The sequence below is a fragment of the Collinsella sp. OF02-10 genome, assembly GCF_003463445.1.
Classification (GTDB): domain Bacteria; phylum Actinomycetota; class Coriobacteriia; order Coriobacteriales; family Coriobacteriaceae; genus Collinsella.
Map to the genome: position 1 here is coordinate 35,448 of NZ_QSCW01000011.1, position 17,415 is coordinate 52,862.

Here is a 17,415-nt window from a genome sequence, read left to right on the forward strand (position 1 = left end):
AGGAAGTCATTATGACAGCTATCGATCGAGACCGGGCGCGCGCGGCCTTCAAAAGCTACACCGATGCCTACGACGCCACCAACCCACGCATCGCGCTCAAAATCGAGCATACGTACCACGTGGCCGAGGCATGCGATGCCGTAGCGCGCGAGCAGGGCTGGTCGTCAGAAGATATTGACCTGGCATGGCTTTGCGGCCTGCTGCACGATATGGGCCGCTTTGAGCAGCTGCGACGCTGGGACACCTTTAAGGACGCCGAGAGCATGAGCCATGCAGTGCTGGGCATCGAGGTCCTCTTTGGCGAGAATCCCGCCGATGCACCCGCCGTAATGAGCATCCGCGACTTTATCGATGACCCGGCAGAAGATGAGCTCATCCGAGCGAGCATCGCCTATCACAGCGATTTCCGTCTACCCGCACAGCTCGACGAGCGCACGCGGCGCTTCTGCGATATCGTGCGCGATGGCGACAAGATCGACATTATGCGCACCATCGCCGACAGCACCGTCGACACCATCCTCAAGGTGGATGAGGACACGTTTCTCGCCAGCCACTTCTCGACACCGGCGCTTACCGCCTTTGACGAGCATCGCTGCGTCGCGCGTGACGAGCGCAACGAGCCGGCGGACTACCTGGTGGGGCTCATCTGCTTTATGTTTGAGCTCGTCCATCCGGCAAGCCGTGCACTGGCGCGCGAGCAAGGCGATATCTATCGCCTGCTCGACGCGCCCTTTGGCATTACGCGACCCTTTACCGACCCCGCCGCGCAGGCAACCTGGAGCCGCCTTAAGGACGAGCTGCGCCGCTGGCTGGCAAGCGCTTAGCACTCGAGCTGAGCCAGCAGTTCCTCAACGATCTCAACGGCATCGCCGACGACCTTGTACCGGGCGGCACCGAAGATGGGGGCATCCGGGTCCTCATTGATGGCGACAATGCACTCCGCCCCACCGATGCCGGCGAGATGCTGGATAGCGCCCGAGACACCGATGCTCACGAGGAGCTTGGGCGAGACCGATACACCCGTCTGGCCAATTTGGTGGCGATACTCCAGCCAGCCGGCCTCCACCACGGGGCGCGTGCAGCCAAGCTCGGCACCCAGAGCCTCGGCAAGCTTTCGCATCAGCGGTAGGTTTTTCTTGGAGCCGATGCCGCGGCCCACCACGACTAGACGCTCGGCATCGGCAATTGAGGCCTGCTGTCCCCACTCCTCGGCGGGAATCGAGATCTCGACACGGGCCTTAACGTCATCCGCTAGCACTACCTGGGCAATCGTGCCGGAGCGGCTATAGTCAAACTCGGGCGCCTTAAAGATGCCGGGGCGCACCGTTGCCATCTGAGGACGGTGGTTGGGGCAGATAATGGTGGCCATCAGGTTGCCGCCAAACGCCGGGCGCGTCTGCTGCAGCAGACCCGTCTCCGTATCCATCGAAAGCACCGTGCAATCGGCCGTAAGGCCCGTCTGCAAGCGCACGGCCACACTGGGCGCCAGCTCGCGACCAAAGGCGGTCGCGCCGTACAGAATGGCCTCGGGCTTGCGCTCGGCTACCAAATCGCAGATCAAGCGGGCGTAGACCTCCGCGTCGTTCTGACGCAGGCGCTCGTCACGACAGACCAGAACTTCGTCCGCACCGGCGCAAATCAGATGCTCCAGGTCCCCGAGTGAGCCCTCGGGGCTCATGCCGACCAGTGCCACCAGACGGCAGCCGCGGGCATCGGCAAGCTCGCGCCCCTTGCCCATGAGCTCGAAGGCCACGGATGCAACGGCATCGTGCTCGTCAGTCTGCACGAAGATCCAGATGTCTCGATATGCGTCAAGGTCTGCCGCGCCGGCGGCCTCGTCGCGCTCAATCGAGATGGCGTTGACGGGGCAGGCGTCGACGCACCCACCGCACAGGATACAGCCGTCGGTTACGCGGGCACAGCGATTGGGGCGCTCACCCTCCACCACAATGCCGCCCGAGGCGCAGGCGCGAACGCAGCGACCGCAGCCGATACAGGCTTCGCTATCGATAATCAGCCCGCTCATCTATGCCATCCCCTCGATAATCTTGGCAAGTTTTACCGCCTGCTCGGACGCCGTTCCCTCGACGGCCTCGCACGTTTGGTCACGGTCGGGCACAAACGAGCGCACGACCTGCGTCGGTGATCCGGCAAGGCCGCAACGCGAGGGGTCGGCGTTTACGTCGGCAGCGCTGGCCACGCGCACGTCTGCATCCTCGGCCGCGCGAATACCGGCAATACTCGGCATGCGCAGCTGGCCAATCTCCTTGGCAGTCGTCATCGCACACGGCATCTCCAGGTACACCGTCTCCTCGCCGGCATCGCAGCCGTGAACGAGCGCCAGCGAGCCACACGTCGTAAATCCCGCGCTCTGCACACAGCTCACGTCGGTCACGCAGGGGACCCCAAAGGCGCCGGCCAGCTCGGGGCCGATCTGGGCCGTATCGCCGTCCACCGCCATCTTGCCGCAGATGAGCAGGTCAAAGTCCTCATCGAGTGCCTCGATGCCGCATTTGAGGGCATAGGTGGTGGCTAGGGTATCGGCGCCCGCAAAGGCGCGATCGGTCAGCAGCAGCGCGTCGTCGGCACCGCGGGCGATGCAGTCGCGCAGCAGCGATTCGGTCGCGGGGATGCCCATCGACACCACCGTCACACGCACGTCCATGCCAAAGCCGATAAAGTCGTCCTTCAGCGCTAGCGCACATTCGAGGGCACTTGCATCGAAGGGATTAATGACCGCCTGCTTGCCATCACGCACGATAGTATTGGTCTTGGGGTCCATCTTGACCTCGGTGCTTCCGGGCACCGCCTTGACGCACACCACCATATGGAAATCACTCATCTTCACGCGCCCCCTTTCTGGACGAGTTCATCCAAGAGCTTCTCCGTAAACAGGTTGCCGCGACCCAACTGGCCGGCAGGATCGAGCTGGAGTTTGAGGCGCGCCGACTCGACCATGGCCTCGTGGCCGTACATCGTCTCCAAGAAGCCCGCCTTGATCTTGCCGACGCCGTGTTCGGCAGAAACGGCACCGCCCATGGCCGTGACCTCGGAAGCCCACTGGGCAAAGAGCTCTCCACCACGACGGTAGTCTTGCGCATCGCGCGGCAGGATGTTCACATGCAGATGGTTGTTCCCGATGTGTCCCCAGGCAGCAGACTCAAGCCCGCTTTCGGCCAGCGTGCGGCGATAGAGGGCCATGACATCGGCAAGGCGTGCATTGGGCACCGACATATCCGATCCCAGCTTGGTAATGGTGGGGTCGGTGCGGCGACGCTCGTCAATGAGCATGTTGACGCTCTCGGGCACCGCGTGGCGGAAGAACCGCTGGCACTCGCGATCGACTTCGGTGCGGGCGACCCATGTCGCATCGTCGCGGCCGCCCGCAAACTCCAGCACCCATCCAAGGTGGTACAGCTCCTCGGTCGCCTGCGCCTCGTCATCGCAGTCGAGCTCCACGTAGACACAGACCTTTGCCTCGTCGTCGAGCGCCGGCAGCGAGGCAAACGCTGTCGACTGCTCGCGCTGGCGACGCAGGATATCCAGGGCGCCAGCATCGAAATACTCAATAGCGGCGGCATGGGACAGCACGGGACGCACGGAATCGGTAAAGGACACGGCCTTGTCTTCGCTATCGAAAAAGCAACTCACACCCCATACGACCGAAGGTGCCGCCTGCAGGGCGATCTCGAGCTCGGTAATGACGCCGAGCGTGCCGCACGCACCGATAAAAAGATCGATGGCGTCCATATCGTCCGCAACAAAATACCCCGAGGCATTTTTGGTCTTGGGCATGGTGTAGTCAGGAAGATCAAGCTCGAATGTATGACCCTCTGCCGTCACGAGCGACAGGTGGCGGCCCTGGGCAAAAGCCTCGCCGCGCTGAAGCTCAAGCAAATCGCCATCAGCCAGCGCGACGTGGAGTCCCGTGATATGCGGGCGCATGGGGCCGTAAGCGTAGCTGCGGGCGCCGGAGGCGTTGCATGCCGCCATGCCACCCAGACAGGCAGATGCCTCGGTGGGATCGGTGGGAAAGAACTGCTCGGGGGACTCTTGGAACTCCTCGTAGGCCTCAAGCGATGCCTGGTCCCAACCAGCGGTCGGCAGTACCTTCTTGCTCAGCTGCTTACGCAGCTCCGAGAGCACAACGCCCGGCTCCACGCGCAGCAGAAATTGGCCTTGTTCATCGCGGCGAAGGCCCAAGTAGCGATTCATACGGGAAGTATTGAGGATATGCCCACCGTGGGGCACGGCACCGGCGGCAAGGCCGGTTCGGGCGCCCTGAACCGTTACCGGGACACGCTCGGCATGGAGCGTTTCCAAAATGGCACGGACCTCGTCTTCCGTTGTCGGAAACGAGATGCTCGATGCTTCGCCCGATGCACGAGATTCATCGCGGCCATACTCTTCGAACTCATCGGTGAAGGGTTTAATGGTTGCAGACACGCGAACTCCCCCTTTAGCTAACTACAGTGTTTGCAGGGAGATGTTACCGCATCGTTTCGTCGACGTGTTCGAGACCGTCTCCATAATTGGCGATTTTTACGTTTGTGCAATTCGGCGAACGGCAAGGCTTCCTCGGCAGACGATGCTTTTGACACATATCGCCCCGCCGTCGCCGATCGCGTAAATGTCACTCGAAAAAAGTTGAAGTATTTTTTACTGCCTTTTACCTGCGGAGATGTCAATCCGTCAAGCATTTGGTCAGAAATTGGTCAAGTAGCGGCTGATACGGTCGGCGTCGACAGCCAAAACCGATAGAAGTTTTGGCCCCAGAAGCAGGGAGGTTCCCATGGCATATTACTGGCCCCAGTACGGCGTCGCCATCGAGGTCGACGACGATCCCTATCTCCTGCCTTTCGACGAAGAGGCGTTCCCCGATACGGCGGTCTACCACGTCACCACCGATGTTATCTGCGACCCCGAGTCGTTCTCGGCGCTCGCCCACCACATCGCACGTATCCACGACATCGAGCTCCCTCACGACTTTGACGAGCTCATCTACTCGCGCCGCCTGATGCTTCACATGCTCTTTGGAGCGGACCCGTCCACGTTCGCACGTGTCTACACCACCAAGGACGCCGCATGAGTGCGAAGAAGCCGCCCCGCCTTGCAGGACTGGGGCGTCGCAAGAAACTCGTCGTTGTCTGCCTGGCTATCGTCTGCGCCCTCATCGCCGTAGGGCTATACGCCTGGCAGTCGCAGCCCGTGCCCGAAGCGGGCGCCTCAGTCACGACGGCAGAGGGTAAATCGCGCCAAGAAATCCAAGATGAGCTCGATGCCATCGTCCGCGACAACATGATGACGATTTCGGTCGCGCCGGTCGCTCAGCTACAGGAGGACGGCAAGCTGCGCGTCAACGTGCAAAACGTCCAAGACAATAAATTTCCCCAGCGATTCCGCGTCATCCAAAACGACGAGACCATGTACGAATCCGGTGTGGTCGAGACCGGCAAGACAATCGAGACGTGCCCCGCCGGCGACATCAAAGAAGGCGAGGCATACATCGAGATCCAGGCACTCGATGCCAAGACCCTCGACAGCCACGGCAATCCGACACGTGTCAGGGTACGGGTTGAGCAAGCCGAGAACTAGCTTTTTCGGCCGACGCGGCACCGCACGCAATTCACCAACATTCGTCCAATCATCGCGGGGACGGCCCGCGGCGAATAGAAAGGAACGACCATGGACATCACCAGGAACATGAACGGAGCCAGAGCGCTCGTCGTGGGCGCAGGGCTCGCGCTCGCGCTCGCAATGGGCGCCGCCCCGACGCCAGCTCTGGCAGCCGGGCGCGTTGGAACCACGAAAGTAATGGTCAGGACCGAGATCGACAACGTAGAGTTCAAAGTTCCGACGGTTATTCCCTTCGTCGCCAAGGCCGACGGCACGCTTCAGGGCCCCTCAGAAGACGCGACCACCATCGACAATCATTCGGCCTACGGCATCCATGTCACCAACATGAAGATCGACGCCATGAACACCTGGACCATTGCCGCCGACGCCAAGGCCGGAACCGCGCAGAATTCCATCGACTTTAAGGTCGGCCCCGACGGCGCACTCCAGAACGCCAGCGCCGCAATGCAGGGGACGGGCCTCGATCTTTCCAAGAATGCAGCCTTCGACATGGGCTACCAGGGCATTGCCGGCGGCGCGGACAAAATTAAGCTCAAGACAAGCGGAAACGTCGCCCGCGTCACGCGCGACATCTTCCGCGTAACCGGCGAAGGCGATCAGGTTGCAACGATCACCTGGACGGTCGAGCCCGGTGCGCACACGGCATAAGGCTATCGCCCTGGCCGCCACCGTCAGCATCCTAGCGTTTGAGCCAGCCATGGCCTTTGCCCAGCAAGAACAGGCACAGGCCGCCACGCAAGTGACGGTCGATCTCTCGGAACTCGACCGCGGCGACCGCGAGGAACCGTTGGCGCAGACAGGCGACAGACGATGGCTCTTGGCAGTAGGTGCCACAGCAGCAGGCGCGGGGACCGCCGGCCTCGGTCTGCACATCAAACACAGCCAGAAACAAAACACGGATAGGCCGCACTAAAATAGCTAAGGAGACCCCATGGCATCGAAGAACCTTTTGCCCGTCGTCGCACTCTGCGGCGCGCTCGCAACCGGAACGCCTGTCGCCGCTTGGGCGACTCCCGTCATGGCAGACTCCTTACCAGCAGCCCTAAGCTCCGCACCAAATCCGTCGAGCGCCATTGCGTGTAAGCGTTTTTCGATTGCACAGGCCGCAATCTCAACCTCGGGATGCCTTCGTCGTAATACGGACGGCTCGATAGTCGTGGATATCAATCGTTCGAACAAGGTAAACGGCTCCCAGGCGGGGTGCGCCGTCTGCACGTGGCGCTCGGTTGTGCTCGATGCAGATGGCGATCCATGCAATTTAGAGCTGCGCATCGACATCGCTTCGGTCGATGACTCGGCGAACGGAGCGAAGGTCGCCTTTGACGGTGCGTTTTTCGAGAAAGGAGGCGGTATATGTCTGGGCTGCGCCGCCGCGAATGCAGACGACACGCAGCCCACCCTCTCATTCACGGCATCGTTGCGGCTGGCCAAAGCCGGCACCGATGCCATCGCGGCGGGAGAAACGTCCCTGCTGTTCTACGCCGCCAGCACCAAAGATACAGACGCTCATTTCGAGAAGCCAGCCGGATCACTCAGCCTTACACGAGGGATAGAGGCAGGCCCTATTGAAATCGATGCCCACGCGCAAAGCAGGCAACGCATTCTTGCCGACCCGGCGCTTCTCGAAATGGAGTGGAACGGATCCGGAGCCATCGGAATTCTCCCCTCCGCGCTTGACGCCAAGACGCTCCCCTCAAACGACGAACCCATCAACGCAACCATACAAGAAGAGAGCGCGGACAAGGAAGCGGGTGCGGGCGACACGTCATCGCCGACAAACAGCGTCCCAGCTTCTTTCGAAGCACCGAATGAGCCCGCTACCGATCAAAACGATCCCGAGCTCGCGGACAGTCTGGGGCTTGCTGATCCTCAAGAAATCGATGAAGGTAACTGCTGCGTGTTTGCCGCGCTCGACCACACGGAGGTCATCGACGCTGCAAGCATCGAAGTTGCCGCCGCCAATCAGCCCGTCCGCAAGTCGGCCATCATCGCATTTCCCGAATCCATCGAAGTCGTCTTTTTGCCATCAGGCGAGGTCGTGGCCCCAACACTGCTCACCTTGTTGGGCGCCAAGAATACTCGAAACGAAATTAAAAAGGTCACGGTTGTCGACCCTGCAACCACCGCTAAACTGCGTCTATACGCCGTTGCCCCAGACGGAAGCAAGACCCTGGAATTCGATGGCGACACACTTCTAGCCTGGCGACGTCTGGACATTATGCAAGACGTCTCGTATCAGATCGAACTCGAAGGGTTTGATCGTGCCCGCGATGCCAATATCATCGCCGCGGCTATTGAATCCCCACAGCGGCTTATGACACTGCGCTTTGACTACTATCCCTATGTCCCGACAACCACCTGAGGCTTAAATGCTGCGCATCATTCCTAATACCACTTATATAACGTATTAGATGAGTCGCGATGTGTCTCGCATTTCGTTCTGCTACGATTGCCACGTTGGCATCAATACAGGAGGGCTCATGCCGGGCTTGGGAACAATCATCAACGTTGCGCTTTTAGTTGCGGGCGGTCTTTTGGGATTAGCGGGCGGCCGCTTCATTACACCGCGCATCCAAGACACGCTCATGAAAGCATCGGGGCTGTGCGTCCTGTTTATCGGCCTGGGCGGCACCATGCAAAAGATGCTCATCATCGATGGAAAGGCGCTAGCGACCACCGGTACCACCATGCTCATCGTCTCATTTGCGCTCGGTTCGCTCATCGGCGAGGCCATCAACTTGGAGGCCGCCATCGAGAACCTTGGCGAATGGCTCAAGCGCAAGACTGGCAGTGAGGGCGATAACGAGTTCACCAACGCTTTTGTCTCGACTTCACTCACCGTGTGCATCGGCGCCATGGCCATTGTGGGATCGATCCAGGACGGCCTGCTCGGCGACTGGTCAACGCTTGCCCTCAAGGGCGCACTGGACTGCATCATCGTCTGCACCATGACGGCCTCGCTTGGCCGCGGCTGCATCTTCTCCGCCCTGCCCGTCGCCGTGTTCCAGGGGACGATCACGTTGTTTGCCGGCGCGCTCTCCCCCATCATGACCACAGCAGCCCTCAACAGCCTTTCGCTCGTAGGCTCCATGCTCATCTTCTGCGTCGGCGTCAACCTCATCCGTCCTCAGACCTTCCGCACGGCCAATATGCTTCCCTCCGTCGTCATCGCCGTCATATACGCCCTCCTGTTCTAAATCTATCAACGCAGCGGTATCTCGAACATCTGTTTGATGCTGTGCTATGATATGAGGTCACCGTAGCTGCGTTCGAGAGGAGGAGCGGTGGCCGACCAGGACATCAAGATGCTCATCGAGCGCATTATGGCCGAGGCCCGGACCCATCAGTCCGCCCGCTTCTCAAACGAAACCTACGCAGACGAGCCGATTCTCAAAACCGGCCGACAGATGCAGAATTTCCTCCCCGACCAGTACCGTAAAATGCGCGAGATATCGCGCTGGCAGGATGACCCCAAGGGCGGTGCGGGCCGCTGGCTTTCGGAAGCCGAGCTTTTTTACCGCCAGGGCCTGCTGATGGCCGACTTTGAGGACGACTGTCCCTACAACGGCACCTTTAAGTCGTACTTTCCCACCTACAACGCCATGAGCGACCGGCAACTGCGCGGCTACTTTACCTGGCGTGCCCAAGTGCGCCGCGGAACCGTCGAGGAAACGTCTACGTCCTTTGCCTTTCTGTATCTCTATGAGCTGATCTGCGGCATTGGCGTAGATAATCCACTCGATGGTTTTAACAAGATCAAGGCTTTTTGGGATGTCTATCGCGCCTTCGAGCCCGGCATCGACCGGTTTGCGCGCGTGTGGCTGCAAGATTACGCCGTGTTCCACGGGCTCGACCCCAAGCTGCTTCGCGACTCTAAAACCGTCATGTTCGATAACGCCCTTATCGAACTGCGGCGCGCGGCACGAGACCTTGTACCGGCACCGTCCAGCCAGACCCCTAAGCGTCGCAAAACCTCCGAGCCCACGCTCCCCCTTCCGCCCGATGAGGTGCGCGAGGAGCGACTCATGGCCGCCATCAACGCCCTCTCCACGTACAACCTAAGTAGCTCGCGGCTCGACCGCAGCCACCACCGCGATCTGCGCCACGTGGCGTGCGCCGTGTATGTCCGCATGGTGCGCTACTATGACACGCACCGAAAGACCGGCATCGTGGCAAGTTTATTTGGGGAGGAGACGGCCATGCCCTACACCATGTTTGCCTCGGCCGTATTCTTTGCGCCCGAGCGCCACGAGGACTGCGAATACCGTCTGGACCCCATCCATATCTACCGTTGCCAAAACGGCTTTTGGGAATGCATGCGTATCCACGGTAGTAGGCAAAAGAGCAGCAAGCTCGGTGAAATGATGCGCGCCTGCGACCAACGCCTGCGCCTGGCGCTGGACCCTGCCCATCCCCTTAAGGAAGAAAAGGTCCCCAAATATCTGGCCAAGATTATCGATGACGAGATTGTGGCATGGCTTTCGTGGGACGCCGCACACCAGCCCGTCAAGATCGATATCGATCTGAGTCAGCTGGGGCATATTCGGAGCGCCGCCGCACAAACGCGCGAGGCGCTTTTGATTGACGAGGAACGCGAGGACGGCGCGTCCGCAGAAGCCGAGGCAGCGGACTCAGGGCAACCGGAAGCCGAGCCCGTAGCCGACGCGATGGTCGAGGCGGTCGCGGCGGCTGCAGGGCAGGACGAGTCCGACGAGCCGACCATATCCACCGAACAGTTTGGTGTCGTGGCACCGCTTCTCGCGCCGACGCCCGCGTTCGCAGCTGCTACGCCCGCTGACGCCACAAACGAACTCGTGCCCGCCGCAGACGCCTATCTCCGCGCGCTGCTCGAGCACAACGCAGTACAGGCGGAATCGGCGGTAGTGCAATCGGAGCAGAGCGAGGACATGCTCGTCGATACCATCAACGAGGCGCTCTTTGACCTGGTGGGCGACACCGTAATTGAATTTAGCGCGGCAGGGCCGCAGATTATCGAGGACTACGAAGCAGACGTGAGAGGATACCTAGACCATGAGTGATACCGCATCCGCAGCACCTCGCGTGCCCAAGCGCGTCGCTGCCGTCATTCTCAACTCGCTCAAGGGCGGCGTGGTCCCGCGCATCGGCCTTCCTTACATCACCGTAGGCCGCGAGGTCGAGATCCGCGCCCTGCTCACCGATCTGAGCCTCATCGCCGACGGTGGCGCGAGCTTCCGCTTTCTGGTCGGTCGTTACGGCGCCGGCAAGAGCTTTTTGCTCCAGACCATCCGCACGCACGCCATGGGCGAGGGATTCGTCGTCGCTGATGCCGACCTGTCGCCCGAGCGCCGCCTGCAGGGCGGTCAGGGACAGGGCCTTGCCACCTACCGCGAGCTCATCCGCAATATATCGACCAAGACGCGCCCCGAGGGCGGTGCGCTCAACCTTATTCTGGATCGCTGGGTCGCCTCATGTGCCGACGTCGACGAGTCGGTCGTCAATGCCCAACTGGCCCCGCTCGAGGAGATGGTCCACGGCTTCGACTTCACCCGTATGCTCCGCCGCTACCGCATGGCCGTATCCGAGGGCGACGAAGAGGCCATGAGCCGCGTGACCAAATGGATCCGCGGCGAATACCGCACCAAGAGCGAGGCGCGCGCCGAGCTGGGCTCCTCGACCATCATCAGCGACGACGATTGGTACGACTACGTCAAACTCATCGCGCGTTTTTTGGTTTGCAGCGGCTACAAGGGCATGCTGGTGCTCATCGACGAGCTCGTGAATCTGTATAAGATTCCCAATGCCATCACGCGCCAGTACAACTACGAGAAGATCCTGACCATGTACAACGACACACTTCAGGGCAAGGCGCAGTACCTGGGCATGATCATGGGCGGCACGCCAACCTCCATCGAAGACCGCCGCCGCGGCGTGTTCTCCTACGAGGCTCTGCGCAGCCGACTCGCTCAGGGTCGCTTTGCGCGTGAGGACCTTAAGGACATGCTCGCACCCATCATCCGCCTGCAGCCGCTCACCTACGAGGAGCTACTGGTGCTCATCGAAAAACTCATGCAAATTCACGCCGGCTACTTTGGCTGGACGCCCACGCTTACCGAGAACGACTTGGTGGACTTCCTCAAGATCGAGTTCGGTCGTGTGGGAGCCGACACGCATCTGACGCCGCGTGAAGTCATTCGTGACTTTATCGAGTTGCTCGACATCCTATGCCAAAACCCCGACGCCAACGTGGCCGAGCTGCTGCAAAGCGTCGGCGGCGACGCGCTGGCGCCGGCAGCCGCAACAGGCGACACCGGCACCGCAGGCGGCGACCGCAACTTCGCCGAGTTCACCATCTAACCTACCAAAAAGGGACAGGTTTATTTTGGCAGGTTTTATCTGGGCAAACGTTGAAGCAGTAATGCAGCAAGCCGTTGCCAGCCGCGTTGAGAGATTCGTTGTTGAAAGGAGGCCCCGTGAACGCCTTTGACCGCTACGCCCCGTTTATCCAAGACTTCATCTACTCCCACGATTGGGAGAGCCTACGCTCTATCCAGGTTGCAGCAGCTGATGCCATCTTTAACACGCAAGATAATGTGCTCCTGACGGCATCCACGGCTTCCGGCAAAACCGAGGCAGCCTTCTTTCCCATCCTGACCGAGTTTTGGGAGAACCCGCCCGCAAGCGTGGGCGCCCTCTACATTGGCCCCCTCAAGGCGCTCATCAACGACCAATTCGTCCGCCTCAACGACCTGTGCGAAGAAGCCGATATCCCCGTCTGGCACTGGCATGGCGATGTCTCGCAATCACACAAGGCCAAACTCATCAAAAAACCGAGCGGCATCCTACAGATTACGCCCGAGTCGCTCGAGGCGCTCCTGATCCATAAGCACATGGCGATCCCGCGCATGTTTTGCGACCTGCGCTATGTGGTTATCGACGAAGTCCATTCGCTCATGCGCGGCGACCGCGGCGGGCAGACGCTCTGTCTTATCGAGCGCCTCTCGCGCATGGCAGGCGTGCAGCCCCGCCGCATTGGCCTTTCGGCCACCATCGGCGACCCCGAGCGCACGGGCGCCTTTCTCTCGCAGGGAACGGGGCGCGACTGCGTTATCCCCCGCTTTGAGGAACCGCGCCGCGTGTGGCGCATCTCCATGGAGCACTTCTACAACTCGGGCCCCCAGGCTCAGCAACGAGGATTCGTAGGCACAGGTCCACAAGAAGCCGAGGTGCTTGCTTGCGAGCGTATTGAGACGGCGGCGCCCGCGGCGCTGCCCGCATCCGGACAAGACATGTGCCACAGCGGACAGCTTACACAGGAAGAACACCATCAACGTCGTGAGCAGGCGCGGGGCAAGGCCGCTCCCAAAGACCGTCGCACTTCCTCGGCCCCCGAGGGCGAAGTCGACATCCCACGAGCGACCGAGCAGGCGCTTCTCAACCCCACCGACACGGCGCCCGACAACGCCGACCCCGGCATGGGCTATATCTTTGAGCATACGCGCGGCCGCAAATGCCTGGTCTTTGCCAACTCGCGCGAGGAGGCAGAGGCCGTGTGCTCCATGCTGCGCAGCTACTGCGAGAGCCGGCACGAGCCCGACCGTTTTCTCATCCATCACGGCAATCTTTCGGCATCGCTACGCGAGACGGCCGAGGAGCTCATGCGCGACGAGGAGCAGACGCAGACAACCGTCACCACCTCTACGCTGGAGCTCGGTATCGATATCGGCCGCCTGGAGCGCGCCTTCCAGATTGACGCGCCGTTTACCGTCAGCTCCTTTTTGCAGCGCATGGGGCGCACAGGCCGTCGCGATCTTCCGCCCGAGATGTGGTTTGTCATGCGCGAGGAAGAGCCCGAGCCGCGCACGATGATGCCCGAAACCATTCCCTGGAAGCTCCTGCAGGGTATCGCGCTCGTACAACTCTATCGCGAGGAAAAGTGGGTCGAGCCACCCGAGCTCGATCGTCTCCCCTACAGCCTGCTCTATCACCAGACTATGTCGACCCTCGCCAGCACCGGCGAGCTCACGCCGGCCGAACTTGCCCAGCGCGTGCTCACGCTCAGCTATTTCCACCGTGTCTCGGCAGACGATTACCGTGTGCTGCTACGTCACCTCATTAAGATCGACCATATCCAGGTCACCGAAGGTGGCGGGCTCATCGTGGGTCTCGCGGGCGAGCGCATCATCAACAACTTTAAGTTCTACGCCGTGTTCCAGGAAAACGAGGAGTTTACCGTCCGGAGCGAATCGGCCGAGCTGGGCACGATCGTTAATCCGCCCCCGCCCGGTGAGCGCATCGCCATCGCCGGACACTGCTGGATTGTCGAGGAAGTGGACTGGAAGCGCCACACTGTCTTTGCCACGCAGGTCAAGGGCCGGGTGCCGGCCTACTTTGGCGACTGCCCCGGCGACATTAACACGCATGTGCTCGAGCGCATGCGCCAAGCGCTCACTGAGCACGCAGCATATCCGTACCTTATGGGTAACGCACGGGCTCGCTTGGCGCAGGCTCGTCATACCGCCGAGATTTCGGGCGCGGGAACTAAGCCGCTCATCAACCTGGGTGGCGACACCTGGGTGCTCTTCCCCTGGTTGGGCAGCTACGCCTTCCTAGCACTCGAGCGCATGCTTAAAATCAAATGCGCCGCTGAGCTGGGCCTTCGCGGACTCGACCCGTCACGCCCGTACTTTATGCAGTTTAAGATGAAGGCCGACGAGGAGACGTTCTTTGAGGTGCTCGCCGCCGAGGCCGAAAAGGACTTCGATCCCATCGAGCTCGTCTATCCTGGCGAGGTGCCTTACTTTGACCGCTACGACGAGTTTGTTCCCGAAGAGCTCGTGCGCAAGGGCTTTGCCGAAGGCGTGCTCGACATAGAGGGCATGAAGCAGCGCGTTCACGGCTGGCGCGACCACGCCTAAGACCAGTCCTTTTTGGGACGGGGAGACTTACTTGTCGTGAAGGACGGTGCCGAGGAAGTCGGTGTCGAAGGGCACGGCTTCGGCAAAGGCGAAGTCGCCGTCGCTGGCGATGAGCAGGTAGTTTTCCTCGCCGCTGAACTTCGCATCGCCACATGGGACCACCCAGGCGTGGACGAATACCTCGAGTGCCGTGGCAGCGCAGTCGCGAAGGAACGTCACATCGCTCCCCTCGTTTGCGCTCACGATATTGGCCACGTAGATACCCCCGGGGTTCAGGCTGCCCCGCACCAGGCGCAGCGCCTCAACGGTCGCCAGCTCGCGCACGGGCTCGGCACCGCCAAAGCAATCGCTCACGACCACGTCATAGCGACGATGGCCCACGCTCGTCACGCCCAGATACGAGCGAGCCTCAGCGGTAATCACCCGCAGGCGATCGCCCACCGCGTGCTCCAGTTCATCCAGATAGAACCAACGGCGCGCCAAGCGCGTTATCTCTCCGTCATACTCGATGACGTCCATGCGCAGGACCTTGTGCGACATCAGCGCAAATTTGGGATAGGCAAACCCGCCGCCACCTAGCATAAGCATACGGTTGATACCGTGACCATAAGCGTCGCGCATCGCATCCTCGGCCTCAAACACGTCGTCAAACGCGCGATAGTACGCAAAGACGGGCTCCGCCCAGCGCTCGCCAACGTAACTCGCGCTTTGGTAGACGCCGCCTTGCACCAATACGCGAACTTCGTCGCCGCCCTCATCGTGCACGCGCTTCACACGTGCCAGCCCATTGCGGGTCCTCGCGACCTGCAGACAGGCAGCACGAACAGCGACAGCGGCCGCACCAAGCGCCGCGGCTCCCAGAGCAACGCCGGCAACGATGCCAGCAGAAACACTCGGCTTGTTCATCTAGAGCTCCTTTTGCAGATAAAGGCCATGGTCATAAAATCCAAGATGGCGATAGTACTCGCGCGTACCGATCGCGCTGATCACGTTGATGTACGTATAGCCAGCGTCCCGAGCTATCTGGCACGCACGCTCCACGAGCAAACGTCCCAATCCATGGTGCTGCGCTGCCTGGCCCTGATCGCCCACGCGCGCCGCCATGCCATACACGTGCACCTCACGAATCATCGCCTCGTCCGGCATCGTCGGCAGCTCGTCCGCATGTGCGGCAACAAAAGCGCGATCGGGCAGCGACAACCGCAAAAAGCCCGCGATCTTGCCCCGCGGCGTCACCCACTGCAAAAAGCGCTCGTAAGTCACCGGCGTCTCGTACGCTACTTCCTCATCAAGAGATAGCTCATCCAAGTCGGCACCCGCCGTGCTGATCTCGCGATAGCGAATCTCACGCACCGTCGCACCGTCACCCCGAGCAGCCAGGCGGTTCTCGACGAGCTGACGCAGGTTGGGCTTCTTGTTGCCCACCATGATGTCATCGGAACTAAAGTCGCGAATCATGCGGCTGATGCGGCAGAATGCCGGCGTCACCACGATGTCATCGGCCAACACATCGAGCAGTTCTTCCTCGGTATAGGGGCGCCACTCGCCGCACTCGTAGCAGCCCACCAGGCGCGAGCCCTCGATGAGCGCACACGGGTAGACTTTGACCTCGTCGGGCATAAAGGCCCCCTCGGTCATAAAGCGCTCGTAGTCGCGCTTGTCCCCCTCGGGTGTGGCGCCCAGCAAGTTGAGCATAAAATGCGCATGGATCTTAAAGCCAAACAGGCGCGCAAGCGAAAACGCCCGCTCAATCTGAGCCACCGAAATGCGACGCTCGTTGATATCGAGTAGATGCTGGTCAAGGCTTTGGATGCCCATCTGTATCTTGGTGCAGCCCAGACGGCGGATGAGCGTAAGCGCCTGCGGCGTTACGGTATCGGGGCGCGTCTCGATAACGAGTCCCACCACGCGATGCTTCGCCGTCTCGTTGATGCGCTGCTGACGCTCGAGCTCCTCCATCGTTGCCGTCTGCCACTCGGTGACCTCGCCCCACGGCGTACCGGGGCCGTACAGACGACGCACCGCGCGGTTATAGCCGCCCACGGCAGCATCCACACGCTCCTGCTCGTCGGCAACGCCGGCAGCGAGCTTGGCCTCGTCTGTCGCAATGCCGGCAGCCCGATAGCACTCGCGGCGCTCTGTTACCACCGGCGGCAGGGCATCGGCGGGAGCGTCATCGAGCAGGCGCCCCGCCTCGGCACGGCTGATGCCCGGACGCGCCAGCATGGGGTTTGCCGCCACCCCGGCGACGGCATCGTCATTGAGCGCACGGAAAAGCTCGGACATAAACCACGTCTGATACCCTTGCGGATAGTCGCTCCAGGTGCCACCGAGCACGATAAGCTCAATCTTGTCGGTCGCATGCCCCATCTGCGAAAGTGCGGTCAGGCGAGCGCTCACCTGCAAATACGGGTCAAAGCAGTTTTGCTCCGCACGAGCGCATGCCGGCTCGGCATGCAGATAGCTTTTGGGCATGCGCAGATCGTTGGGGCAAAACAGGCAATCGCCCGAACAGGGCCACGGCTTGGTGATGACGGTAATGGTCGCCACGCCCGAAGCCGTGCGGCGCGGCTTCATGCGCAGCACCTGCAGCAGCTGACGCTCCAGCTCGGCATCGACATTCCATCCAGCCCAACGAGCCGGCTTCTCACGTTTAACCCGCTGGTAGAACGGCAGCAGACGGCGCTTGGCCAGATCTCGTTTGTCGGCACCCTCACGGCGCGCCTCGGCATGTATCAGTTTGACGAGCGCCTTGTCGTCCACGGCCTCACCGCGACGCAGAGCCTCGAGTATGTTCAAAATAATCTGTTCCATGCCCCCATTGTAAAGGCAAAGGCGCCGGAGCCAGTCACGGCCCCGGCGCCTCCATCAAAGAGCATGC

The 17,415-nt window shown here is 61.1% G+C and carries 15 protein-coding genes; 9 read left to right on the forward strand and 6 right to left on the reverse strand.

Features of this window, described 5'->3' with window-relative positions; translation table 11 throughout:
- Positions 1–11: 11 nt before the first annotated feature.
- Complete coding sequence (locus DXA43_RS06730; RefSeq protein ID WP_117806631.1) at positions 12–824, forward strand: HD domain-containing protein; 813 nt, start codon at positions 12–14, stop codon at positions 822–824.
- Here the strand turns inward: DXA43_RS06730 and DXA43_RS06735 are convergent.
- Genes DXA43_RS06735 through DXA43_RS06745 form a run of 3 tightly spaced genes read right to left on the reverse strand, consistent with a single transcriptional unit; the run spans position 821 to position 4,446 of the window.
- Positions 821–2,026, reverse strand: coding sequence for an electron transfer flavoprotein subunit alpha (locus DXA43_RS06735; protein WP_117806632.1), 1,206 nt, complete (start codon positions 2,024–2,026; stop codon positions 821–823). The two genes, DXA43_RS06730 and DXA43_RS06735, sit on opposite strands and share 4 nt — an antisense overlap.
- Positions 2,027–2,842 carry an electron transfer flavoprotein subunit beta/FixA family protein gene (locus tag DXA43_RS06740; RefSeq protein WP_089573320.1) on the reverse strand — a complete coding sequence of 272 codons (816 nt, stop codon included), beginning with the start codon at positions 2,840–2,842 and terminating at the stop codon, positions 2,027–2,029.
- Between the two features lie 2 nt (positions 2,843–2,844).
- Complete coding sequence (locus DXA43_RS06745) at positions 2,845–4,446, reverse strand: FAD-binding oxidoreductase (RefSeq protein WP_117655188.1); 1,602 nt, start codon at positions 4,444–4,446, stop codon at positions 2,845–2,847.
- A gap of 346 nt (positions 4,447–4,792) precedes the next feature.
- On the opposite strand from DXA43_RS06745, the gene DXA43_RS06750 reads away from it, so the two are divergent.
- From DXA43_RS06750 to DXA43_RS06760, 3 genes are all read left to right on the forward strand, one after another.
- A complete protein-coding gene (locus DXA43_RS06750; RefSeq protein ID WP_089573322.1) occupies positions 4,793–5,089 on the forward strand; it encodes a hypothetical protein in 297 nt (98 codons plus the stop codon).
- On the forward strand, positions 5,086–5,595 hold the full coding sequence (locus DXA43_RS06755; RefSeq protein WP_117803729.1) for a hypothetical protein: 510 nt from the start codon (positions 5,086–5,088) through the stop codon (positions 5,593–5,595). The genes DXA43_RS06750 and DXA43_RS06755 overlap by 4 nt, the downstream gene beginning before the upstream one ends.
- 90 nt (positions 5,596–5,685) lie before the next feature.
- The gene (locus tag DXA43_RS06760; protein WP_117806633.1) at positions 5,686–6,285 is read left to right on the forward strand and encodes a hypothetical protein; all 600 of its coding nucleotides are present in this window, start codon (positions 5,686–5,688) and stop codon (positions 6,283–6,285) included.
- 31 nt (positions 6,286–6,316) lie between these two features.
- On the opposite strand, the gene DXA43_RS10200 is transcribed toward DXA43_RS06760, so the two are convergent.
- Entirely contained in the window at positions 6,317–6,547 is a 231-nt protein-coding gene (locus tag DXA43_RS10200) for a hypothetical protein (protein WP_199580542.1), read from the reverse strand.
- A 21-nt stretch (positions 6,548–6,568) separates the two neighbouring features.
- On the opposite strand from DXA43_RS10200, the gene DXA43_RS06770 reads away from it, so the two are divergent.
- The 5 genes from DXA43_RS06770 to DXA43_RS06790 all read left to right on the forward strand — a co-directional run bounded on the left by DXA43_RS06770 (position 6,569) and on the right by DXA43_RS06790 (position 14,534).
- Positions 6,569–7,999, forward strand: a complete 1,431-nt coding sequence (locus DXA43_RS06770; RefSeq protein ID WP_117806635.1) for a hypothetical protein — start codon at positions 6,569–6,571, stop codon at positions 7,997–7,999.
- Between the two features lie 118 nt (positions 8,000–8,117).
- Entirely contained in the window at positions 8,118–8,834 is a 717-nt protein-coding gene (locus DXA43_RS06775; protein ID WP_172622415.1) for a DUF554 domain-containing protein, read from the forward strand.
- Positions 8,835–8,921: 87 nt separating this feature from the next.
- Positions 8,922–10,676 carry a TerB N-terminal domain-containing protein gene (locus DXA43_RS06780; RefSeq protein WP_233524947.1) on the forward strand — a complete coding sequence of 585 codons (1,755 nt, stop codon included), beginning with the start codon at positions 8,922–8,924 and terminating at the stop codon, positions 10,674–10,676.
- Positions 10,669–11,973 carry an ATP-binding protein gene (locus DXA43_RS06785; RefSeq protein WP_117806636.1) on the forward strand — a complete coding sequence of 435 codons (1,305 nt, stop codon included), beginning with the start codon at positions 10,669–10,671 and terminating at the stop codon, positions 11,971–11,973. The genes DXA43_RS06780 and DXA43_RS06785 overlap by 8 nt, the downstream gene beginning before the upstream one ends.
- A 116-nt stretch (positions 11,974–12,089) precedes the next feature.
- Positions 12,090–14,534 carry a DEAD/DEAH box helicase gene (locus tag DXA43_RS06790; RefSeq protein ID WP_117806637.1) on the forward strand — a complete coding sequence of 815 codons (2,445 nt, stop codon included), beginning with the start codon at positions 12,090–12,092 and terminating at the stop codon, positions 14,532–14,534.
- Positions 14,535–14,561: 27 nt separating this feature from the next.
- Here DXA43_RS06790 and DXA43_RS06795 read toward each other — a convergent pair whose 3' ends face one another.
- Together DXA43_RS06795 and DXA43_RS06800 are read right to left on the reverse strand one after the other, a co-directional pair.
- Positions 14,562–15,440: a spermidine synthase gene (locus DXA43_RS06795; RefSeq protein ID WP_117806638.1), complete on the reverse strand. Its 879-nt coding sequence runs from the start codon at positions 15,438–15,440 to the stop codon at positions 14,562–14,564.
- Positions 15,441–17,348 (reverse strand): elongator complex protein 3, encoded by a 1,908-nt coding sequence (locus DXA43_RS06800; protein ID WP_117806639.1) that lies wholly within the window; start codon positions 17,346–17,348, stop codon positions 15,441–15,443.
- Between the last annotated feature and the right edge of the window lie 67 nt (positions 17,349–17,415).